Here is a 21,970-nt window from a genome sequence, read left to right on the forward strand (position 1 = left end):
TACACTCGGCGCGAGGCTCAATCCGCGAGGAACACCGATGACGCGTCTCGATTCCCCCATCGACACGAACCGTCTCGACGACGAATGGCTCGAAGCGGACGGCGCGGGCGGATTCGCGTCGGGCACCGTGGGCATCGCGCGCACGCGCCGCTATCACGCGCTGCTGCTCGCGGCGACGCAGCCGCCCACGGGCCGCATGGTGCTCGTGAACGGCGTGGAGGCGTGGCTCGACTACGGCGATCGCAAGGTCGCGCTCACGGCGCAACGTTACGCGCCGGATCTGCTGTATCCGCAGATCGCCGACCGTCTCGCGCGTTTCGAAACCGCGCCGTGGCCCACGTGGCGTTATGCGCTCGACCATGGCGCGACGCTCACGGCCGAAGTGTTCGTGGCGAAAGCCAGCGGCGAGACGGTCCTGCGCTGGCGGCTCGAAGCGCCGGCCGGTGCGAGCGTGCCAACGTTGAAGGTTCGTCCATTGATGTCGGGCCGCGACTATCACGCGCTGCATCACGAGAATCCGGCGTTCGATTTCGCGGCGCGCGTGGAAGGCGAGGCCGTGCGCTGGCAGCCCTATGGCGACGTGCCCGCCATCGTCGCGAGATCGAACGGCATCTACACGCATGCGCCCGACTGGTATCGCAACTTCTGCTACGCGTGCGAACGCGAGCGCGGGCTCGACTTCACCGAAGACCTCGCGACGCCCGGCGTGTTCGCGTTCGATCTCGGCAAAGACGAAGCGGTGCTGCTGCTGCGCGCGGCGTTGCCAGGCGGCGCACCGGTCGCGAATGCCGGCGCGCAAGAGGACGCCGCACAACTCGCCGATACCGAAACCGCGCGCCGCGCCGCGTTCGGCTCGCGCCTGCAACGCTCGGCCGACGCCTACGTGGTCGCGCGCGGCACCGGCCGCACGATCGTCGCCGGTTATCCGTGGTTCACCGATTGGGGCCGCGACACTTTCATCGCCATGCGCGGCCTGCTCCTCGCGAGCGGGCGCCACGGCGAAGCGGGCGCGATCCTGCTCGAATGGGCGAGCACGGTTTCCGAAGGCATGCTGCCGAACCGTTTCCCCGACGCGGGCGGCGCGCCCGAATACAACTCCGTCGACGCCTCGCTGTGGTTCGTGGTGGCGGTGCACGACTATTTCGCCGCCGAGAGCGCGCAGAGCGTGACGCCCGAGGCGCGCCGCACGCTGCGGGCGGCCGTCGATGCGATCCTCGCGGGCTACGCGCGCGGCACCCGCTACGGCATCGCCGCCGACGCGCGCGACGGCCTGCTGCGCGCGGGCGTGCCCGGCGTGCAGCTCACGTGGATGGACGCGAAAGCGGGCGATTGGGTCGTCACGCCGCGCATCGGCAAGCCGGTCGAAGTGCAGGCGCTGTGGATCAACGCGCTGCGTATCGCGAGTGCGTGGGACGCGCGCTGGCGCGAACTCGAAGCGCGCGCGAGCGCGGCGTTCGCGGCGCGCTTCGTCGAGCCTTCGTCAGGCGCGCTTTACGACGTGATCGACGCCGATCATGTCGACGGCAAGCTCGATCGCGCGGTCCGGCCCAATCAGCTCTTCGCGGTGGGCGGCCTGCCGTTCGCGCTGCTCGACGGCGACGCGGCGCGCGCGGTGGTCGCGCAATGCGAAGCGCAACTGCTCACGCCGCTGGGATTGCGCACGCTCGCGCCCGCCGAGCCGGGCTATTGCGGGCAGTATCGCGGCGGCGTGCTGGCGCGCGACGGCGCGTATCATCAGGGCACCGTGTGGCCGTGGCTGCTCGGGCCTTTCGTCGACGCTTGGCTGCGCGTGAACGGCGACACCGCGCCGCAACGCGCGCTCGCGCACGAGCGCTTCGTCGCGCCGCTGCTCGCGCATCTCGACCGCGCCGGGCTCGATCATGTTTCCGAGGTCGCCGACGGCGACGCGCCGCACACGCCGGGCGGCACGCCGTTCCAGGCATGGTCGCTCGGCGAACTGCTGCGCGTGCTGAAGCGGCTCGGCGTGCCGTTCTAGTCATGCGCGCCGCTTGCGGGCGGGAGCGCGGCCAGGCCGCAAACCGCGCTAGCATGTGAGCCACGAACGCCAACCGTGACGCGACCGTAAGCGTCCTGAAACGCGGCTCGAAGCACCGCTTGAAGCAGGACTCGAAGCACGGCTCACGGCACCATCAAGGAGATATTCATGTTGCAGCGTAGCGCCGGCCTCCTGGAGACGGATGAAGGCAAACGCCTGTACTCGAACGACTACGCGCGCTGGCAGCGCTGGGGACCGTATCTGAGCGAGCGGCAGTGGGGCACCGTGCGCGAGGACTACAGCGAGCACGGCACCGCGTGGGCGTATTTTCCGCACGATCACGCCCGCATGCGCGCGTATCGCTGGGGCGAGGACGGACTCGCCGGCTTCGCCGACGAACGCCTCAACTGGTGCGTGTCGCTCGCGCTCTGGAACGGCCGCGATCCCATCGTGAAAGAGCGGCTGTTCGGCCTCACGAACGACGAAGGCAATCACGGCGAGGACGTGAAGGAGCTGTACTTCTATCTCGACGGCACGCCCACGCATTCGTACATGCGCATGCTCTACAAGTATCCGCAGGGCGCGTTTCCGTATCAGGATCTGCTCGACGAGAACGCGCGGCGCGGCACCGGCGTGCCCGAGTACGAGATTCTCGACACCGGTATCTTCGACGACGAACGTTATTTCGACGTGCAGGTCGAGTACGCGAAGCACACGCCCGACGACGTCGTCATGCGTATCACGGTGGAGAATCGCGCGGGCCAGCACGCCACGCTCGACGTGCTGCCGCAGATCTGGGCGCGCAATACGTGGTCGTGGCAAGACGTGGCGCACAAGCCGTCGCTCGCGCTGGTGTCGTCGGCGCAAGGCAACTACGTGGTCGCGCATAGCGACACGCACGCGCCGCTCGTGGTGACCTCCACCGCGAGCGCGGGCGCAAGCGTGGAATGGCTGTTCTGCGAGAACGATACCAATGTGAAGCGGCTGTTCAACATGGACGGCGCGGGTCCTTTCAAGGACGGCATCAACGATTATCTCGTGCACGGCGCGAGCGACGCGGTCCGGCGCGACGCGGGCACCAAGGCCGCCGCGCGCGTGCATCTCGAGCTCGCGGCACACGGGCGCGCCGTGGTCACGTTGCGCTGGCGGCCGCAATCCGTGCCAAAGGAAGAGGTCGCGCTCGATATCGACGCGCTGTTCGCGCATCGCATTGCCGAGGCGGACGCCTTCTACGCCGCGTTGCAACGCGATATCGAGAGCGCCGACGCGAAGCTCGTGCAGCGCCAGGCGCTGGCGGGCATGCTGTGGTCGAAGCAGTACTACCAGTACGACGTGAATCGCTGGCTCGCGGGCGATCCGCTGCAGCCCACGCCGCCCGCGAGCCGTCAGCACGGCCGCAACGCCGACTGGCGGCACCTGAGCAACGCCGACATTCTTTCCATGCCGGACAAGTGGGAGTACCCGTGGTACGCCTCGTGGGACCTCGCGTTTCAGGCGGTCGCGTTCGCGCTGGTCGACCCGATGTTCGCGAAGAAGCAGATGCTGCTGCTCGTGAAGGACCGCTACCAGCATCCCAACGGCCAGTTGCCCGCCTACGAGTGGGCGTTCGGCGACGCGAACCCGCCCGTGCACGCCTGGGCCGCCTGGCGCGTGTACGAGATCGACCGCTCGATCACGGGCAAGCCGGACAGCGAATTTCTCGAACTCATCTTCCACAAGCTGCTGCTGAATTTTTCGTGGTGGGTGAACCGCAAGGACGCGGACGGCCACAACATCTTCCAGGGCGGCTTTCTCGGGCTCGACAACGTGGGCATCTTCGATCGCTCGCAGCCCTTGCCCACGGGCGGCCATCTCGATCAGGCCGACGGCACCGCGTGGATGGCGGGCTACGCGCTGGACCTCATGCGCATTGCGCTCGAACTCGCTTTTTCGAACCACGTGTTTGTCGATATCGGCGTGAAGTTCTTCGAGCACTTCCTGTATATCGCGGGCGCGGTGAGCTGCGACGACGACTGCGAAACGGGGCTTTGGGACAGTGTGGACGAATTCTTCTACGACAAGCTCAAGCTGCCCGACGGCACCAGCACGCCGTTGCGCATGCGCTCGATCGTCGGGCTGATTCCGCTGTTCGCGGTGCACGTGCTCGAAGAACGCGTGCACGGCAACTTGCCCGGCTTGCGCGACCGGCTCGTGTGGTTCCTCGAGCATCGCCCCGATCTCGCGCGGCTCGTGTCGCGCTGGAACCAGCCGGGCAAGGGCAATTCGCTGCTGCTTTCGCTGCTGCGCGGCCATCGCATGAAAGCGCTGCTCAAGCGCGTACTCGACGAAAGCGAATTCCTCTCCGATCACGGCATTCGCGCGCTGTCGCGCACGCATCTCGACGCGCCTTTCGTGTACCGCTACAACGGTTGCAATTTCACGGTGAAGTATTTGCCGGCGGAGTCGGATTCGCGCGTGTTCGGCGGCAATTCGAACTGGCGCGGCCCGATCTGGATGCCGGTGAACTATCTGCTGATCGAGTCGCTGTACGAGTTTCATCGCTATTACGGCGACGACTTTCTGGTCGAATATCCCACCGGCTCGGGCGAGAAACGCACGCTGCAACAGATCGCTGACGAACTCGCGCGCCGCGTCACCACGCTGTTCCTGCTCGACCGCAACAACGAGCGGCCGGTGATGGGCGCGTATCCGCTCTTGCAGGCCGACCCGAAGAGCCGCGATCTCGTGCTGTTCCACGAGTATTTTCACGGCGACAACGGGCGCGGCGTGGGTGCCTCGCATCAAACCGGCTGGTCGGGACTCGTCGCGCTGCTGTTGCAGCCGCGCGTGATGAGCCCGTCGGGCAACGTGCCGGCGGCGGGCGAGATCGAAGAGGGCGCGGCGGTGAAATGAGCGCGGTGCGTACCGCGCGCGACAGCATGTCGAGGCAAACGATGGAATCGACCCGTAACGATCACGACCGTGTTGACGGCTATGCCCGCGAGGACGTGGGCAATCTCGTGCTGCTCGAACACGTCAATCTCACGATCCCCGACCAGCGGCTCGCGACGGCGTTCTATGTGAGCGCACTGGGACTCACGCGCGATCCGTTCTTGATGACGGGCGTGACGAACATGTGGATCAATATCGGCCGCTCGCAGGTTCACTTGCCGCACGGCCGGCCACAGCGTTTGCGCGGGCATGTCGGGCTCGTCGTGGGCGAGCGTCAGGCGCTGCTCGCGCGCCTGCGCGCCGTGCGCGAGTTGCTCGAGGGCACGGCGTTCGGCTGGGAGGAGCGCGCCGATCGCGTAACGGTGATGTGTCCGTGGGGCAATCGCTACGATTGTCTGGACTGCCAGGCATTGCGTGGCACGGTGCCGTGGGCGGATCTCGACCTGGGTATCGCGTATGTGCAGCTCGGCGTGCCGGTGCGCAGCGCGGCACCCATCGCCGCGTTTTATCGCGAGATATTCGAGGCGCGCGCCGAGGTGCGCGAGCGCGACGGCACGGCGCAGGCGGTGGTTGCGATCGGCACGCATCAGCAACTGGTTTTTGCGGAGACCGCTGCGCCCATTGCCGCTTACGACGGCCATCACATTCAGCTCTATGTCGCCGATTTTTCGCGGCCTCATGCGCGGCTCGCGGAGCGCGGTCTCAGTTACGGCGAGGAGCCGCATCAATATCGTTTCGCCGAGATCGTCGATCTGGCGAGCGGCGCGTCGTGCTTCCAGCTCGAACACGAAGTGCGCAGCCTGCGTCATCCGCTTTATGCGCGGCCTTTGGTGAACCGCAATCCCGAGCAGAGCAATCGCGACTACCGCCAAGGCGCGGATGCGCGTGCGGGCGCGTTTTAACGGGCTTCAGCGTGCTTGAGCGTACTGGAACGTGCTCGCGCTGATTCGTGCCGGTAACGCTTACGTTGCGTCCGGCAAGTGCGCGTGCACGAAGCGGTGGACCTCCGCGCGCAACTCGCGATCTTCGGGCGCGCCCATGAAGCCGCCGTGCGGCATGGCTTCGAAAACATGCAATTCGCACGGCACGTTCGCACGCCGCAATGCGCGATGCAATCGAACCGCATTCGACAGGAACAGGTCGCGCGTGCCGCTTTGAATGAAGGTCGGCACGAAGCCGCGCGAAAAGTCGCCGAATAGCGGCGACAGGTACGGATGCGCGAGATCGGCGCCCGCGGCATACAAACGGTTCTGCGGCATCAGCGAGTGCGGCAGCACGACGTCCACGAGCGGGTTGAGCGCGAAGCTGTCGCCCGATTCGGTCAGGTCCACTTCCGGCGAGAGCAGCACCAGCGCGGCAGGCAGCGGCAGCCCTTCGTCGCGCGCCCGCAGCAGCATCGCGGCCGCGAGATTGCCGCCCGCCGACCGTCCGCCCACGACGATCCGGTGCGCGGGATAGCGTTGCAACAGGCGGCGATACACGGCGAGGCAGTCGTCGAGCGCGGCCGGATACGGATGCTCGGGCGGCATGCGATAGTCGATACCCCAGCAGCGCAGCCCCAACTGATCGGCCTGCATCTGCGCACCCGTGCGGCACGCCGCGCCGCCGCCCATCACCAATGCTCCGCCGTGCAGATCGACGTAAATCGCGTCGTCGGCGCCGGGCTCGGCGGGTGTGGCGACATGCACCGTCGCGCCCTCCACCTCGACCGTTTCCACGCTCGAACGCAACTGACCCGCGAGGCTCGCCAGCGCGGCGCCGTATTGCGCGTCGGCGGCGGCTTTCAGGCGCATCCAGCCGTCGATGTCGTGCAATTCGGGCAGCACGTGCAAGGCGTTGAACGGCACGCCTTCGGCGTTCACGAGACGGCGCAGCGCGGCCTGGGCCTCGGCACTGATGCTGCGGGGGAAGGGAACGGTGCGGGCCGGAAGGCGCACGCCTTCGGCAGGCGTGGCGTCGGGGGTTTCGTTCGGTTCGGCGGTCATGTCGGCGCGGTGCACGGCGGGGTTCGTGGGCGGAATCATAGGGCAAGGGAGTTAAGTCACGTTGGCTCGGTGTCGTCACGCTTTGTCAGCGGCCGCATGTTCGACATCCAAAAATGCTACTAACTGCCAATTCCGGCTTGCGCCATCGAGTGCCCGATCGTCGATCCCACCGGTGACGGCGACCTCGGCTTGCAGCAATGCGGCCCCACAGCGCATCTTGCCGACGCAACTTTCCTGCGCGATCGTCCTTGACTTCAATTTAGATGATGACTACCATCTAAATCACGTTGAACGACAGAGCACCGCGCATCATGAGGAAATCGAAAGCCGAAACCGCCGAAACGCGCCAACGCATCGTCGAGGTGGCGGCCGGGCTGTTCCGGGCGAACGGCATCCACGCCACCGGTCTGGCCGATGTGATGGCCACTGCAGGCCTCTCGCACGGCGGTTTCTATCGCCACTTCGAGTCGAAGGATCAACTCGTGGCGGAAGCCTGCGAGCAAGGACTGATCGGGATCGTCGGCAACCTGGAGGCGGCGGCCCAGGGCTGCGAGGGCCACGACGCGTTCAATGCCGTTGTCGATGCGTATCTCTCGACGTCGCATAGAAACGCTCCCGAGCGCGGTTGTCCGCTGGCGGGCATGGGCAGCGAGCTGGCACGCGCGGACGAAGGCACGCGGGCGGCGGCGGTGCGCGGTTTCGACGCGCTGGTGGACATGCTGGCAACGCGCCTTGGCAGTGCGCAGGACGAAGCGGACCGCTCGCGCGCCACGTTCGCGCTCGCCGCCATGATCGGTGGCATGACGATGGCGCGCATCATGGCCGATCCGGAAGCCTCGGCGGCCTTGCTGCAAGATATCCGGCAACAGATCGAATCGATTTAAAACGCCGCTGGCATTCGTGCCCGCGACCTCGTTTCATCTAAAGTGTGCATATGCACATTATGGGTTTAATCAGTAGTCCAGACATCACTCAACGGAGGTCTCACCATGCAACGCAAATTCCTGATCACGGGTGCAACGGGCAAAACCGGCTCGCATATCGTCCACAATCTGCTCGCGGCGGGCCACGCCGTGCGCGCCATGGTCCGCAAGGAGGACGCGCGCAGCACGGCGCTGCGCGAGGCGGGCGCCGAGATCGTCGTGGGCGACCTGCTCAATCACGACGATCTGATTCGCGCGACCACGGGCGTGACGGGCGCGTATCTCTGCTATCCCGTCTCGCCGGGCTTCATTCAGGGCACCGCCTATTTCGCCGATGCCGCGCGCCGCGCCGGTCTCGAAGTGGTCGTCGAGATGTCGCAGATTTCGGCGCGTGAAAACGCGAAGAGCCATGCCGCTCGCGATCACTGGATCGCCGAACGCGTGCTCGACTGGTCGGGCGTGCCCACGGTGCACATCCGCCCGACGTTCTTCGCGGAATGGCTGACCTTTCCGTGGGTGCTCGACACGATCAATCGCGACGGCAAGATCACGCTGCCGTACGGCGCCGGACGTCACGCGCCGATTGCCGCGGTCGACCAGGCGCGCTTCATTGCCAAGGTGCTGGCGGAGCCGGCGCAGCATGTCGGCAAGGCTTACGAATTGTGCGGCTCGGTCGAACTCGACCATCACGGTATCGCCGAAGCCATGAGCGAAGTGATCGGCCGGAAGATCGTGTATCGCCCTTCGACGCTCGACGAGTATCGCGAGCATTTGCGCCAGTATGGTCTCTCGGAGTTCATGATCCAGCACTTCATCGAAGTGGCCGTCGACTACCAGAACGGCGTGTTCGCGGGCGCCGACACCGTGATCGAACCCGTCACCGGCGTCGCGCCGCAGACCGTTGCCGAATACGTACGGGCGCATCGGGCGAAGTTTCAGGCCTGAGCGCGGGGCGTGAATTTTTTCCAGTCTGGTTAATCAGGATATCGAAATGAAACTCGAAAACGCTGTTGTGTTCGTGACCGGCGCGAGCCGCGGTCTGGGTCTCGCATTCGCACGCGAAGCCCTCGCGCGCGGCGCTGCCAAAGTCTATGCGGGCGTGCGCGACCCCAGCCGCTTCAGCGAGCCGGGCATCGTGCCGGTCGCGCTGGATGTGACCGATGCGGCTTCGGTGGCGGCCGCCGCGAAGATCGCGCCTGACGTCACGCTGCTGGTCAACAACGCGGGTATCGCGGAAGTCGTGGAGTCCCCGTTCGCGGAGGCGAGCGAGGCGCAGGCGCGGCGCCTCTTCGAGACCAACTTCTACGGCGTGATGCGCACGACGCGCGCGTTCGAATCCCTGCTGCCGGACGGCGGGCGCGGCGCGATCGTCAACGTGCTTTCGGACGTGACGTGGCGGCCCGTGCCGTTTCTCGCACCCTATTCGGCCTCGAAGGCGGCTGCGTGGAGCTACACGAACGCCGTGCGCGTGGCGTTGCGCGAACGCGCGATCCAGGTCGTGGGCGTGCATGTCGGGTTCATCGACACCGATCTCACGCAAGGCTTCGACGTGCCCAAGGTCGCGCCGCTCGACGTGGTTCGGCAAACCTATGACGCGCTCGAAGCGGGCGAGAGCGAGGTGCTCGCCGACGAAGGCACGCGCGCGCTGAAGCGTTCGCTCGCTTCGCCCGTGGCGGGTTACGTCGATCCGGCGACGCTCGATGGCTGAGCGGCAGGGCGCGGCGAGCACGCGTTCGCGCGTGCCGGGCTTGTCCGGCTCGCTCGAAGGGGCGTGGCGCGGCGCTTCCGCATCAAGCCGCTTCGCGCATGGCCTTCGCGTGCTCCGAGTCGCGTCGGGGCGGCGCGCCGAACATGCGCGTGTATTCGCGGCTGAATTGCGAGGCGCTTTCATAGCCCACTTCGAAGGCTGCCGACTGCACGCTCGACGCTTGCGAAAGCAGCAGTCGCCGGGCTTCGAGCAAACGCAGCTGCTTTTGATACTGAAGCGGCGGCAATCCGGTTAGCGCCTTGAACTGCCGGTGAAACGCCGACGGGCTCAATTGCGCGACCTCGGCCAGCGCGTCCACGCGCATGGGCTCGGCAAAATGCAGCCGCAAACTGTCGACGGCGCGCAGCAAACCGTGCGAGGGACTTTCCGTGGAGGCGAGCCGCGCGATCTGCGCGCCGTGCGGGCCCTCGAGCAGCCAGTAGCAGATCTCGCGCAGGATCATCGGGTACAGCACGCCCACCGCGCCGGGCGTGTCGAGCAGGCGTACGGCCCGTAGCGCGCAATCGGCGAGCGGTCCGTCGAAGTTCGCGACGAACACGCCGCGGCTCGTGTCGCCGGCGGGCGCGGGCGGCGCGGGCATCGCTTGCGCCACCGCGCGCACGATCGCCAGATCGAGTTCAAGGATCAGCACGAGGCAGGGCTTGTCGGGGCTCGCTTCGTACACGCGGCCTTGCGAAGGGGTATCGACACCCACGACCAGCGCCTGGCCCGCGCCGTACGCCAGTTGCTCGCCGCCGAAGCTGGCCCATTTCGCCCCTTGCGCGACGATGCAGATAGCCGGGCGCGCCGAGCGAAACGTGGGCGGGCGCGGCAGGTCGGAGCGCAGGACGAAGAGCCCTTCCACGGGCGTGACGTAAGGGCTGCTGCCGGGCTGCGACTCGGTGTAGCGAAGCAATGCGGCGGCCAGTTCGGTCGACATGAGGGGCTCGATTCAAAAGGGGCAGTGTCGGCGAATGGTAGTCAGCGAAGCAGGATTAGGCAAGATTCGGGCAGCTTCGGGTATTAACCCGCGTGAGCCGCGGTCGCAGAATGTCGCTATTCCACAAGGGAGGTGCAGCATGGCAACGGACAACACGGCAACGAACAACGCTAACGCGTCGGGAACGAAAATCGCCATCGTCACGGGCGGCAGCCGCGGCATTGGCCGCGACACGGTGCTGCGTCTCGCGAGCCGCGGCGTCAAGACGATCTTGACCTATCACGCGAATCGCGACGAAGCCGAAAAAGTCTGCGCGCTCGCGGCGGAAGCAGGCGCGCCGGCCATCGCGCTGCAATTGAGCATCGAGAAAGCGGGCGAATTCGCGGGTTTCGCCGAGCGCGTGCGCGAGGCGCTCAAGACGTGGGGCGCGGAGCGCTTCGACTATCTGGTGAACAACGCGGGCACCTCTTCGGCGGCCACCTTCGCGGCGGGCACGGAAGCCGAACTCGACGCACAGTTCGCCGTGCATTTCAAGGGTCCGTTCCTGCTCACGCAGGCGCTGCTGCCGCTCATCAACGACGGCGGGCGCATCGTCAAGATCTCTTCGGGCCTCGCGCGCTTCTCGTTCCCGGGCCGCGCGATCTACGGGCCGATGAAGGCCGCCGTGGAAGCGCTCACGCGTTACATGGCGCTCGAACTCGGGCCGCGCCGCATTACCGCGAACGTGGTGGCGCCGGGCGCGATCGCGACCGATTTCAGCGGCGGCATGGTGCGTGACAATCCGCAAGTCAACAAGGCGATTGCCGATCACACGGCGCTCGGCCGCGCGGGTTTGCCGACCGACGTGGGCCCCGTGATCGCGAGCCTGCTCTCGGACGAGTTCGGCTGGGTGAACGCGCAGCGCATCGAGGTGGCGGGCGGCATGCATATTTGAGGTCGATGGCGTGTGTCGATGTCGATGCCGACGGCCTCGGCGTCGGCGAGGCAGGCGCGCTTCAGCGGGGCGTCGCGGCATGCCCGATATAATCGGCGGGTCATTCAACGAGGACCCCGCATGAAATATCTGATCGCCTTTCTCGCCAGCGCCACCGTCGCATCGAGCGCATTCGCCGCCAATCCCGTCGTGAAGCTGCCCTCGGGCGTCGTGGTCGAGACGCTCAAGGCCGGCACCGGCGCGCAACCGAAAGCCGACGACGTCGTGCGCGTGAACTATCGCGGCACGCTCGCGAACGGTACCGAGTTCGACGCGTCGGCGAAGCATGGCGGCCCGGCCTCGTTCCCGCTCAATCGCGTGATTCCGTGCTGGACGCAAGGCGTGCAGACCATGAAGGTCGGCGGCAAGGCGAAGCTGACCTGCCCGGCGGCCACCGCTTATGGCGATCGCGCGGTCGGCCCGATCCCGCCGAACAGCGAGCTGACGTTCGAAATCGAACTGCTCGGCGTCGGCCAGTAAGCTCGACGTCGGCACGAACGAGAACGGCGCGTGAGCGATGGCTCACGCGCCGTTTTTGTCTGTGCCGTCCTGGTGCGGCGATACAGCCCCGTCACGCCATGCTCCGCGAGCGCATTCGGGCTTTACCGCGCCGCTTCACTCAGCGCAACTGCTCCTCGATCGTCTTCGACAACGGCGACGCCACGTCGCCCGTGTGCTTCGTCTGCACCGGCTCGATCAGCACGATCCAGCATTCTTCCTCGGCAACGGGATTGTGCAGCGTGGCGCGCGGTACCACGTGCATCGACCCGGCCGGCAGATCGACCACGCGGCCGTGTTCGTATTCGATCTTCAAGTGCCCGCGCACCACGAAAAACAGTTCGTCCTCGTGCGCGTGGTCGTGCCACACGAGCTGGCCGCGCACCTTCGCGACCTTCACGTATTGGTCGTTGACCTGCGCGACGACCTTGGGCGACCAGTACGCCGATACGTCGCCGAACGCGGCTTCCAGATCGAACGACTCGGCAAACGGATGCAGCATGACTATCTCCAGGTAGGGATGAGGGAGGCGGCGAGCAACACGCCCATCGCCAGATTCAGGATGCGCCAATGGCGCGGCGTGCTCAATACGCGCGCGAGCAGGACGCCGAGCGCGCACCACAACGCGAGCGACACGCACGCCGCCGCGCCGAACGACGCGCCCAGCAGCAGCGCGAGCCGGTTGGGGCTGGGGGCGAGCAGCGCGAACGAGGCGGCGGCGCCCACCGTCATCGCCCAGCTTTTCGGGTTGAGCCAGAGCAGCAGGAAGCCGTTGATGAGCGTGATGGGGCGCGCGGCGGCGCCGGCGCTCGTTCCGCTCATGCCTGGCGTGCCTTGCGCGGTGACGGGCGGGCCGCTGCGGGCGATACGCCACGCGAGCCACAGCAGATAAGCCGATCCCATCGCCTTGACCGCCGTTTGCAGCACGGGCATGGCCGCGAGCAAGCCGCCCAGCCCGAGCGCGGCCACGGCGGCCAGCAGCGCGAGACCGAGCGCGATGCCGAGCATCAGCGGAATCGAGCGCGTGAAGCCGAAGCGCGCGCCGGAGGCGGTGGCGAGCGTGGTCGCGCCGCCGGGCGTGATGGTCGCGACGGCGACGAACAGCAGCAGAGGCAAAAGGGAAGTCATCGGCGTCATCGGGGCGGCGCAGGCGGTGAGCGAAACCTGCACTGTACGGATCGCCGACGCATCATTAAAGGCAATAATATTGATGCGATGCATTACGCGGCATAATGTGTCGATGACCCGCAACCTCGATCTCGCCCTCATTCGCACCTTCGTCACCGTGGCCGACAGCGGCAGCATGACGGTGGCCGCCAATCTGCTGCACATGACGCAAGGCGCCGTCAGCCAGCAGGTGAAGCGCCTCGAAGACTTGCTCGACTGCCTGCTGTTCGTGCGCAAGACGCGCAAGCTCGAACTTTCGCGCCAGGGCGAGCAGTTTCTCGTCAAGGCGCGCCAGCTATTGCGCCTGAACGACGAAATCTGGGCCGAGACCACGGGCCAGCCGCTGCGCGGCAGCTTGCGCGTGGGCGTGCCTTACGACCTCGTCACGCCGCTCGCGCCCGCGATGAAGGCGTTTGCCGAGGCGCATCCGCTCGTGGAAATCTCGCTGGTGTGCGCGGCGTCGCCGGAATTGAGCGAGGCGGTCGACAGCGGCCGCGTGGATGTCTCGCTGGTCGAAGCGGTGGCGAGCGAGGCCGAAGGCGAGGTGATTCGCGTCGAGCCGCTCGTCTGGGTGACGGGCCGCGGCAGCGACGCGTGGCAAAAGCGGCCCTTGCCGCTTTCGATGGTGGACGAGCGCTGCGCGTTCCGCCCCGTGGTGCTGGGCGCGCTGGCCGATCAGGCGATTCCGTGGCGCACCGTGTTCGAGAGCGGCAACATCGAGGCCACGGCCGCCACGGTACGCGCGGGCCTCGCGATCACCACGTGGCTCGTTTCCACGGTGCCCGCCGATCTGGAGATTCTCGCGCCGCATGCGGCCGGCTTGCCCGCGCTCACGCCCTTCGCGATTTGTCTGCGGCTGCCCGCCACGGTGCAGCCGGCCGCGCTCGAATTCGCGCGCTGCGTGCGCGAGTCGATGTCGGGCGAAGCGGTGGGCGTGCGTGCCGCGCTCGCCAAAGTGGCGTAATAAAGTGGCGTAGCGTCGGCCCCCGGCTGCCGGTTTTGCGCTTCGCGCCAGCCAGGGCGCATTTCAGCGCGCGCAGCAGTGCGACTCAGCGCAACGCGCTGCGCTCGACGCCGCACATGCGCCACGCACCGTGCCGCTCAGCGCGCCAGATGCGCATCCACGAGCGGTGCAAGCGCCGCCGCATGATCGCGCGCCAGATCGTGAGTGCCGCCCGCCACCACGTGCAGGCGCGCGTCGGGCAGCAACGCGCGTAAGCGCTCGCCCACGGCCACCGGGCTGTACGGATCGGCATCGCCCCACAGCAGCAGCACCGGCTGCCGGATGTCGCGCAATTCGTGCGAGAGATCCGATCTGAACGTCGCCAGCCAGTCGGGATACGTCGGGTTCGCGGCGGCGAATCCCGTGCGCCAATCCTGCGCGCCCAATCCTTGCGTATCGATACCGCCCGAGGTCACCGCGAGCACGAGATGCGTGACCTGCTCGCGCGCCGCGAGCGCCGCGCGCACCGCGATCGCGCCGCCGATGGATTGCGCGATCAGCGCAGTCGGTCGATCGATACGCGCGACAACGCGATCGACGAGGTCATCGAAACCCTGAATCGCGGGCGAGGGCGGTTCCTGCCCGAAGCCGGGCCACGCCACCACGGCGCGCGGCGCGCCCGTTTCGAGCCGTTCCGCAAGCGGCTGCCAGAACGCGGTATTGCCCGATGCGCCCGGCAAGAAGAGCAGTTGCGAAGGTGCACGGCGTGACGAAGGCAGCGAAGTCATTGTTCTCGAGGTTCCCGTGACGAAGGTTGTTGGCGCGCTGAAATTGTCGGTGATTTTAAGCGCAATGCATGGGACGAAACGGCGCCGCCATACGTGGGGCCGGATGGAATTAGGTGCGCGTACAACTTTTTTCGCGCATGGTCTAAAGGTTTTTCGGGAGCTGCCGTAAACGATGGGGTAAAGGTGCGTTCCCGCACACGAACATTTCCGCCGCGGTGAGAGACGCGGCGGCACATCAAATCGGCGAGCACGACGCATCGACCGAATCCGCCCTCTGACATGCCATGCATGCGAGGCGACGGCACACGAAGCAGTACCGCAGGATCTGCAGTCAAGCAGTACGCATAACAAGCAACAAATTAGAGGGCCGAAATAATGCAAGGCGTTTACAACCCGTTGTTAACCGGCTTGTCGGTGGTGGTCGCGTTTCTCGCGTCGTTCACGGCGCTGGAAAGCTCGGCCATGCTCAATGCCGTCACGAGTAGCCGCTGGCGCTATGTCTGGCTCGTCGGCAGCGCTTGCGCCATGGGCGTGGGCATCTGGTCGATGCACTTCATCGGCATGATCGCGTTCACGCTGCCCATCGAAATGGGCTACGACATGGACGCCACCGCCGGCTCGCTCGCGCTGGCCGTGCTCGCCTCGCTGCTGGCCTTGTCCACCGCGAGCCGCGGGCAGCTTTCCCTGAAACGGCTCCTGATCGCGGGCACGGTGATGGGGCTCGGCGTCGCGGCCATGCACTACATGGGCATGTATGCGATGCGCATGCATCCCGGCATCGATTACGACCCCGTCCGTCTCGCGCTGTCCATCGGGATCGCCGTCGTCGCCTCGATCGCGGCGCTCTGGCTCGCCTTTCATCTGCGCGAATCTTCCGGGCGTCATATCGCGCCCAAGCGTCTCGGTGCCGCGGCGATCATGGCGTTCGCGATCGCGGGCATGCACTACACGGGCATGAGCGCGGCCAATTTCGCTGCCGCGAGTCTCTGCGAAGGCACGCACAAGGTCGACGGCCACGCGCTCGCGCTGGTGGTCGCCATCATCTCCGCGCTGCTGCTGTTCGGCACCTTGCTGCTGCTCGGCGCGCAGACGAGCCGGCTTTCGGCGTCGCTCAGCAAGGCGGCCGACACGATCCAGCATCTCGGCACGCACGACGCGCTCACCAACCTGCCGAACCGCGCCAAGCTGATGGCGTCCGCGAAGGAACTGCTCGCCCGAAACGCACAGCTGGGGCAAACGTTAGCGGTCCTCTTCATCGACCTCGACGGCTTCAAGGCCATCAACGATTCGCTCGGCCACAAGATCGGCGACGATCTGCTGCGCCAGGCCTCCGCTCGTTTGTGCGCGTGCGCGCGCGAAGGCGATATCGTGGCGCGACTGGGCGGCGACGAATTCGTGATCGTCGCGACCCATCTCGCCGACGCCGCCGTGGCCGAGAATGTCGCCCGCGACGTGCTGATGAGTCTCTCCGCCGAATTCATGCTCGACGCGGCGCTGCCGGTGCGGATTGGCGCGAGCATTGGCATCTCGATCGCGAGCGGCGCGCAGGCCTCGCTCGACACCTTGCTCTCGCACGCCGATTGCGCGATGTACACGGCGAAACGTTGCGGACGCAACACGTTCCGCCGCTTCGAGGAGAGCATGAATCAGACCACGCTGCGCGCGTTGCAGATTCAGCGCGATCTGCATCAGGCGCTGCGCAACGAGACGTTCGATCTGGTGTTCCAGCCCAAATTCACGGTGGAAGGCAACACGATGACGGGCGCCGAAGCGCTGCTGCGCTGGCGCCATCCCACGCTCGGCGACGTGCCGCCGCTCGAATTCATTCCCGTGGCGGAACGCTCGGGGCTAATGGTGGCGATCGGCGACTGGGTGGTGCGCGAGGTGTGCCAGCACATCGTGAAGTGGGATCAAGAGGGCTACGCGAGCGTGCCCATCTCGATCAATCTTTCGCCGATGCAATTCACGACGCCGGGCCTCGCCGCGCGCATCGACGAAATCGTGCTCGCGGCCGGCGTGCCGCCGCAACGGCTGATGTTCGAGATCACCGAGGAAACGGCCATGCAGGACGTGGAGCACACGAGCCGCGTGATCGCCTCGTTGCGCGGACGCGGTTACGCGGTCGCGCTCGACGACTTCGGGCGCGTGTTCTCGAGCCTTGGCCATCTGCAGGATTTTCACGTCGATCAGATCAAGGTCGACCGCTCGTTCGTGAACGATCTCGACAACGCCTCGTCGCGCAGTTCCGCGCTGCTCTCGGCCGTGGTCGCGCTCGCGCGCGTGCTCAGCATCGAAGTGGTGGCCGAGGGCGTGGAGACCGTCGCGCAATCGCTCAAACTGCTTGCGCTCGACTGCGATCAGATGCAGGGCTTTCTCTGCGGCTTGCCGCTCTCGGAGCGCGAGTTTCAGAGCGCGATGTCGGGGTCGATGCGGGTCAGTGCGTAGCCCCCGGCGTGCCGGGCGGCGTGGTGCGTTTCGCGACCCATTGCGCGAGCCAGCACACGCCGAGACTGAGGCCGCCGACCACGCCGCCGAACGAGCCCACCCACGAGAGACCGAGGCCGTGCGCGATGTGGTTGCCGAGCAGCGCGCCCGCGCCGATACCCACGTTGTAGAGCCCGGAAAACAACGACACGGCCAGGTCGGTCGCGTCGGGCGCGAGATGCAGCACCTGGGCCTGCATGGCGAGGCCGAAGCAGATGATCGCGCCGCCCCACACGAGAATATGCACGGCCAGCGTGCCGATGGTGAGCGCGCACGGGAACAGCACGAGCAGACACGCGGCGACCGTGCCCACGGCGCGCAGCAGGAATTTGTCGGGCTCGCGCGCGTAGTAGCGGTTGAAGCAGTACGCCGCGGGAATGCCGGCCACGCCGAACAGCACGAGCAGGAACGTGATGCGGTCGCTGGTGGCGCCGTCGACCTGATGCACGAACGGTTCGAGATACGTATACGCCGCGAAGTGCGCGGTTACCGTGAGGATCGTCACGGCGTAGGTGAGCATCAGCACGGGGTTCTTCAGCAGGCCGGGCAGGCTGCGTAGCGAACCGGTGCGCTCGCTCGGCAGCGCGGGCAACGTGAGCCACACCACGAACGCGGCCAGCGCCGCGACGCCCGCGATGATGAGAAACGTTTCGCGCCAGCCGAATGCTTCGCCGATCACCCTGCCGAGCGGAATGCCCGCGACCATCGCCACGGACGTGCCGATAGCCAGCATGCCGAGCGCGCGGCTCTTGTTTTCCGCCGACGCGAGCCGCACGACCAGCGACACCGAAATCGACCAGAAAATGGCATGCGCGAATGCAATGCCCATGCGGCCGAGCACGAGAATCGCGAAGTTGGGCGCGACCCCGGTGACGATATGACTCGCGATGAACAGCACGAAGATGCGCACCAGCAGCGTGCGCCGCTCGACGTTGCGCGTGAGCAGCGTGAGCGGCAGCGACGCGACGGCCACGGTCCACGCGTAGATCGTCATCATGAGCCCGACGTCGGTGGGCTGCATGTCGAGACTCACGCCGATCGCGCTGAGCAGGCCCACCGGCACGAACTCGGTCGTGTTGAAGATGAACGCCGAAAACGTCAGCGCGAGCACGCCCCACCAGGGGCGCTTGAAATACGAAAGATCGGAAGAAGGCATGGGGACCCGGTTGATGCGCGTACGTTCGCACATCATAACCAGGCATAACCAGGGGGATTTTTTCGTTGCTTCAATGGGCGCACGCGCGGCCAGCGCACGCCGCGCCGTACCTCGCCACCCGGCCCGGTCACGCCGGAGCCTGCGTTAAGATACGCCACGCCCGCGCGCCTTGCGGCCGGGCGCTTCACGAACCTCATCGTATGCGCATCGATCCCTACAGCCTCGAACTGTTCATCGCCGTCGTGCAGGAAGGGTCGATCGCGCGCGCCGCGAGCCGCAATCACATCGCGCCTTCGGCGCTCAGCCGCCGTCTCGCCGATCTCGAAGCCGCCGTGGGCTTGCCGCTGCTGATTCGCTCGCACGGCGGCGTCGCGCTGACCGACGCGGGCCGCCAGGCGTTCGCGCGCGCGCAAACGCTGCACGACCAGTTGCAGAGCTTCGCGCGCGAGGTGCAGTCGCAAAGCGGCGAGATCGCGGGCGTCGTGCGTCTCTATGCGAATGCGTCGGCGATCGTCGGTTTCCTGCCGGAGCGGCTGCGCGCGTTTCAGGCCGCGTATCCGCTCGTGCAGATCGCGTTGACCGAGCAGATCAGCGACGAAGTCGTGCGCGCGTGCGTGGACGACCGCGCCGACGTGGGCGTTTCGGCCAGCGCGGCCGCGCCCGCCGGGCTCGACACGTGGCACTTCGCAAACGATCCGTTGATCGTGGTGCTGCCGCCCGACCACGAACTCGTTGCCAGCGAGGCGCCCACCTTCGCCGAAGTGCTGCGCTTTCCGCTCGTGGCGGTGCAGGCGGGCGGGGCGCTCGACCGGACGCTCAAGGAACGCGCCGACGCCGCGCAGTTGCCGCTCGACGTGAGCGTGACCGTCAACAGCTTCGACGCGCAATGCCGCATGGTCGAGGCGGGTCTCGGCATCGGCATCGTGCCGATCAGCGCGGCTTCGGCGTTCGCGGGCTCGCGCGGCTTCGTGCGGCGGCCGCTCAAGGAAGCCTGGGCGGAAACGCGCGCGCTGCGCGTGCATGCGCTGCGCAAGTCGTCGCGGCTCAAAGCGGTGCAGGCGCTGATCGACGCGTTGATTGCGCCGTGAGCGCGCGTTCGTCGACATGAAAACGCCCCAGGGTTAGCCCGGACATCGCCATCCGCGATGCCCCCTTTGCCAATCGAGCACTTCGCCGCGCGCGCGTGGGGCGTCTAGATTGCGCACAAGGAGAAGAAGTATGGCCACCCCGCATACCGCCCTCGATCTGGGCGGCCGCATCCTGTTTCTGTGCAGGGACGCGGCGCAGATCGACCGTCAACTCGCTGGCGAAACGCTCGCCAACGTCGCGCCCGACGCATTGCGCGACGACGTCTCCACCGACGAAATCACGCCGATGAGCGTGCTCACGCGCTTCGACGAACGCCTTGGCCGCGTGCCCTACGTGGGCCTGCGCGTGGACGGCCGCAACCCTGTCGGCATCGACGCCGTGCGTGGCGGCGGGTTTTGCGTGACGGTCGCGGGCAATCGCTACGGCAAGGGCTCGTCGCGCGAGCATAGTCCGCTCGCCGAATTCAGCGCGGGCATCCGGCTCGTGATCGCGCGAAGCTTCGAGCGCATCTATCGGCAAAACGCCGACAACCTCGGCTTGTTCACCTCGACGGATTTCGGGCTGATCGAGCGCATCCAGCGCGGCGAGCCGATTTTCATCGACGAACTCGTGGCCTCGCGCGACAGCGTCGCGGCCGAGATCCTGCGCAGCGGCGGCCTGCTGCGCTACGGCGCGCGGCATAGGCGCGAGATTGGCGCGACGCCGGTTCCTGTCGACGAAAAACCGCGCGCAACGCAGGACGAAACGCCGAACGCAGCGCAGGACGAAACGCCGAACGACAACCCGCGCACGCTGGCGCAGAAGATTCTGGAGCGCCACGCGCTGCGCGTCGCGGGCACGAGCGACACGCTCACGCCCGGCGCGGGCGTATTCGTGCGCGCCGACTGGCGCTTTATCCACGAGTACTACACCGGCATGGCGACGCATATGCTGCACGCCGCGTTCGGCCGGCCGCTCGCGCTGCGCGAGCCGCACTCCATCCTCGCGTTCGAGGATCATCTCTCGTATGCGCACAAGAGCGAACTGCACCTGCGCAACGGCCTGATGCCCGACGTGCGCGAACTCTCGGCGGCGCACCGCGCGTTCGTGAGCGACTACGGCATTCGCAATCACGGCTATCTGAATCAGCTGAGCGAGCTTCATTCGAGCGAGAACGGCGGCGCGCCTTCCGCCGACGAAGGCTCCGAAGGCATTTCGCACGCGATGATGGCGGAGCGCTACGCGCTGCCGGGGCAAGTGGTGGTGGGCACGGACTCGCACACGCCGCACAGCGGCGCGCTCGGTTGTGTCGCGTTCGGCGTGGGCACGACCGACATGGCGAACGCGTTCGTCACGGGCGCGGTGCGCATGACGGTGCCGCAGTCGCTGCTGATCCGCTTCGACGGGCCGCTGGCGCCCGGCGTGACGGCCAAGGATCTCGTGCTGCATCTGCTCGCCGACGCGCGCATTCGCGCGGGTCTCGGCGTGGGCAAGGTGTTCGAGTTCGCCGGTTCGGCTATCGCGCGCCTCTCCACCGACGAGCGCGCCACGCTCACCAACATGGTCGCGGAACTGGGCGGCTTCACGGGCCTCGTGGCACCCGACGCGGAAACCGTGCGCTTCCTGAAGGCGCGGCGCGGCATCGACTTCACGCTCGAAGCGTGGATGCGCAGCGATCCCGGCGCGACCTACGCCGACATCATCGACATCGACTGCACCGGTATCACGCCGATGCTCGCGGCGCCCGGCGACCCCGGCAACGGCGTGGCGCTGCGGGATCTCGCGGAGCGTCCGCGCATCGACATCGCCTATGGCGGTTCGTGCACGGCGGGCAAGCGCGAGGACTTCGATCACTATCACGAAGTGCTCGCATGGGCCGCCGCGCGCGGCTTGCGCGTGCCCGAGGGCGTCACGCTGTATCTCCAGTTCGGCACCTCGGACGTGCGCGACTACTGCGCCACGCAGGGCTATCTCGCGGCATTCGAACAGGTGGGCGCCGTCATGCTGCAACCGTCTTGCGGCGCGTGCGCGAACTGCGGGCCGGGTGCTTCGACCGAAGCGGGGCAGGTCACGATCAGCGCGATCAACCGCAATTTCCCGGGCCGTTCCGGGCCGGGCCAGGTGTGGCTCGCGAGTCCGCCGACCGTGGCGGCGAGCGCGCTGGCGGGCGCGATTGCGTCGTTTGCCGAATTGCAGGCGCGCCATCGTTGAAATTCGAGCAAAATAGCGGGCTTTGCGCGCGCAACGAATTCGATCGACATTGATCGAGCGCGGCACTTCACCGCAACGAAGTTTCAGGAGACAAGCATGGCCTCATTCGAGGTGCCGGGCGCGGCGAATGGGCGCCACGATTCCGCCACGGCGGCCGTCG

At 66.9% G+C, this 21,970-nt stretch carries 18 protein-coding genes; 12 read left to right on the forward strand and 6 right to left on the reverse strand.

The annotated features are described in order from the left end of the window. Positions 1-37: 37 nt before the first annotated feature. The 3 genes from FAZ98_RS26730 to FAZ98_RS26740 all read left to right on the forward strand — a co-directional run bounded on the left by FAZ98_RS26730 (position 38) and on the right by FAZ98_RS26740 (position 5,829). Complete coding sequence (locus tag FAZ98_RS26730) at positions 38-1,996, forward strand: amylo-alpha-1,6-glucosidase (protein ID WP_158955729.1); 1,959 nt, start codon at positions 38-40, stop codon at positions 1,994-1,996. A 168-nt stretch (positions 1,997-2,164) separates the two neighbouring features. Then, positions 2,165-4,888 carry an MGH1-like glycoside hydrolase domain-containing protein gene (locus FAZ98_RS26735; RefSeq protein WP_158955731.1) on the forward strand — a complete coding sequence of 908 codons (2,724 nt, stop codon included), beginning with the start codon at positions 2,165-2,167 and terminating at the stop codon, positions 4,886-4,888. Positions 4,889-4,929: 41 nt separating this feature from the next. Continuing rightward, entirely contained in the window at positions 4,930-5,829 is a 900-nt protein-coding gene (locus tag FAZ98_RS26740) for a VOC family protein (protein ID WP_158955733.1), read from the forward strand. A 60-nt stretch (positions 5,830-5,889) separates the two neighbouring features. Here FAZ98_RS26740 and FAZ98_RS26745 read toward each other — a convergent pair whose 3' ends face one another. Continuing rightward, positions 5,890-6,912: an alpha/beta hydrolase gene (locus tag FAZ98_RS26745; protein WP_158955735.1), complete on the reverse strand. Its 1,023-nt coding sequence runs from the start codon at positions 6,910-6,912 to the stop codon at positions 5,890-5,892. A gap of 311 nt (positions 6,913-7,223) precedes the next feature. On the opposite strand from FAZ98_RS26745, the gene FAZ98_RS26750 reads away from it, so the two are divergent. The 3 genes from FAZ98_RS26750 (at position 7,224) to FAZ98_RS26760 (ending at position 9,543) form a co-directional block, all read left to right on the forward strand. Continuing rightward, a complete protein-coding gene (locus FAZ98_RS26750) occupies positions 7,224-7,796 on the forward strand; it encodes a TetR/AcrR family transcriptional regulator (protein ID WP_158955737.1) in 573 nt (190 codons plus the stop codon). A 105-nt stretch (positions 7,797-7,901) separates the two neighbouring features. Continuing rightward, the gene (locus tag FAZ98_RS26755; RefSeq protein WP_158955739.1) at positions 7,902-8,780 is read left to right on the forward strand and encodes an NmrA family NAD(P)-binding protein; all 879 of its coding nucleotides are present in this window, start codon (positions 7,902-7,904) and stop codon (positions 8,778-8,780) included. Between the two features lie 46 nt (positions 8,781-8,826). After that, complete coding sequence (locus tag FAZ98_RS26760) at positions 8,827-9,543, forward strand: SDR family oxidoreductase (protein WP_158955741.1); 717 nt, start codon at positions 8,827-8,829, stop codon at positions 9,541-9,543. Positions 9,544-9,625: 82 nt separating this feature from the next. Here the strand turns inward: FAZ98_RS26760 and FAZ98_RS26765 are convergent, their stop codons facing one another. Then, on the reverse strand, positions 9,626-10,522 hold the full coding sequence (locus FAZ98_RS26765) for an AraC family transcriptional regulator (RefSeq protein ID WP_158955743.1): 897 nt from the start codon (positions 10,520-10,522) through the stop codon (positions 9,626-9,628). 139 nt (positions 10,523-10,661) lie between these two features. Here FAZ98_RS26765 and FAZ98_RS26770 point away from each other — a divergent pair, with 139 nt between their 5' ends. Continuing rightward, complete coding sequence (locus tag FAZ98_RS26770; protein WP_158955745.1) at positions 10,662-11,456, forward strand: SDR family NAD(P)-dependent oxidoreductase; 795 nt, start codon at positions 10,662-10,664, stop codon at positions 11,454-11,456. 120 nt (positions 11,457-11,576) lie between these two features. Further along, positions 11,577-11,975 carry an FKBP-type peptidyl-prolyl cis-trans isomerase gene (locus FAZ98_RS26775; protein ID WP_158955747.1) on the forward strand — a complete coding sequence of 133 codons (399 nt, stop codon included), beginning with the start codon at positions 11,577-11,579 and terminating at the stop codon, positions 11,973-11,975. A gap of 139 nt (positions 11,976-12,114) precedes the next feature. Here the strand turns inward: FAZ98_RS26775 and FAZ98_RS26780 are convergent, their stop codons facing one another. Together FAZ98_RS26780 and FAZ98_RS26785 are read right to left on the reverse strand one after the other, a co-directional pair. After that, positions 12,115-12,495, reverse strand: coding sequence for a cupin domain-containing protein (locus FAZ98_RS26780; RefSeq protein ID WP_158955749.1), 381 nt, complete (start codon positions 12,493-12,495; stop codon positions 12,115-12,117). 2 nt (positions 12,496-12,497) lie between these two features. Continuing rightward, positions 12,498-13,121: a LysE family translocator gene (locus tag FAZ98_RS26785; protein ID WP_158955751.1), complete on the reverse strand. Its 624-nt coding sequence runs from the start codon at positions 13,119-13,121 to the stop codon at positions 12,498-12,500. Positions 13,122-13,233: 112 nt separating this feature from the next. Between FAZ98_RS26785 and FAZ98_RS26790 the strand changes: the two genes are divergently transcribed. Beyond that, complete coding sequence (locus FAZ98_RS26790; RefSeq protein WP_158955753.1) at positions 13,234-14,124, forward strand: LysR substrate-binding domain-containing protein; 891 nt, start codon at positions 13,234-13,236, stop codon at positions 14,122-14,124. A gap of 137 nt (positions 14,125-14,261) precedes the next feature. Here FAZ98_RS26790 and FAZ98_RS26795 read toward each other — a convergent pair whose 3' ends face one another. Then, complete coding sequence (locus tag FAZ98_RS26795) at positions 14,262-14,891, reverse strand: alpha/beta fold hydrolase (RefSeq protein WP_158955755.1); 630 nt, start codon at positions 14,889-14,891, stop codon at positions 14,262-14,264. A 375-nt stretch (positions 14,892-15,266) separates the two neighbouring features. Between FAZ98_RS26795 and FAZ98_RS26800 the strand changes: the two genes are divergently transcribed. Next, on the forward strand, positions 15,267-17,336 hold the full coding sequence (locus FAZ98_RS26800) for a putative bifunctional diguanylate cyclase/phosphodiesterase (protein WP_158955757.1): 2,070 nt from the start codon (positions 15,267-15,269) through the stop codon (positions 17,334-17,336). Here FAZ98_RS26800 and FAZ98_RS26805 read toward each other — a convergent pair. Continuing rightward, positions 17,326-18,531 (reverse strand): sugar transporter, encoded by a 1,206-nt coding sequence (locus FAZ98_RS26805; protein ID WP_158955759.1) that lies wholly within the window; start codon positions 18,529-18,531, stop codon positions 17,326-17,328. The genes FAZ98_RS26800 and FAZ98_RS26805 overlap by 11 nt on opposite strands. Before the next feature lie 200 nt (positions 18,532-18,731). Between FAZ98_RS26805 and FAZ98_RS26810 the strand changes: the two genes are divergently transcribed. Both FAZ98_RS26810 and FAZ98_RS26815 read left to right on the forward strand, forming a co-directional pair. Then, the gene (locus FAZ98_RS26810) at positions 18,732-19,619 is read left to right on the forward strand and encodes a LysR family transcriptional regulator (RefSeq protein ID WP_158955761.1); all 888 of its coding nucleotides are present in this window, start codon (positions 18,732-18,734) and stop codon (positions 19,617-19,619) included. Between the two features lie 130 nt (positions 19,620-19,749). Further along, complete coding sequence (locus FAZ98_RS26815) at positions 19,750-21,810, forward strand: aconitase family protein (RefSeq protein ID WP_158955763.1); 2,061 nt, start codon at positions 19,750-19,752, stop codon at positions 21,808-21,810. The last annotated feature ends 160 nt before the right edge of the window (positions 21,811-21,970 follow it).

Source organism: Paraburkholderia acidisoli (assembly GCF_009789675.1).
Lineage (GTDB): Bacteria > Pseudomonadota > Gammaproteobacteria > Burkholderiales > Burkholderiaceae > Paraburkholderia > Paraburkholderia acidisoli.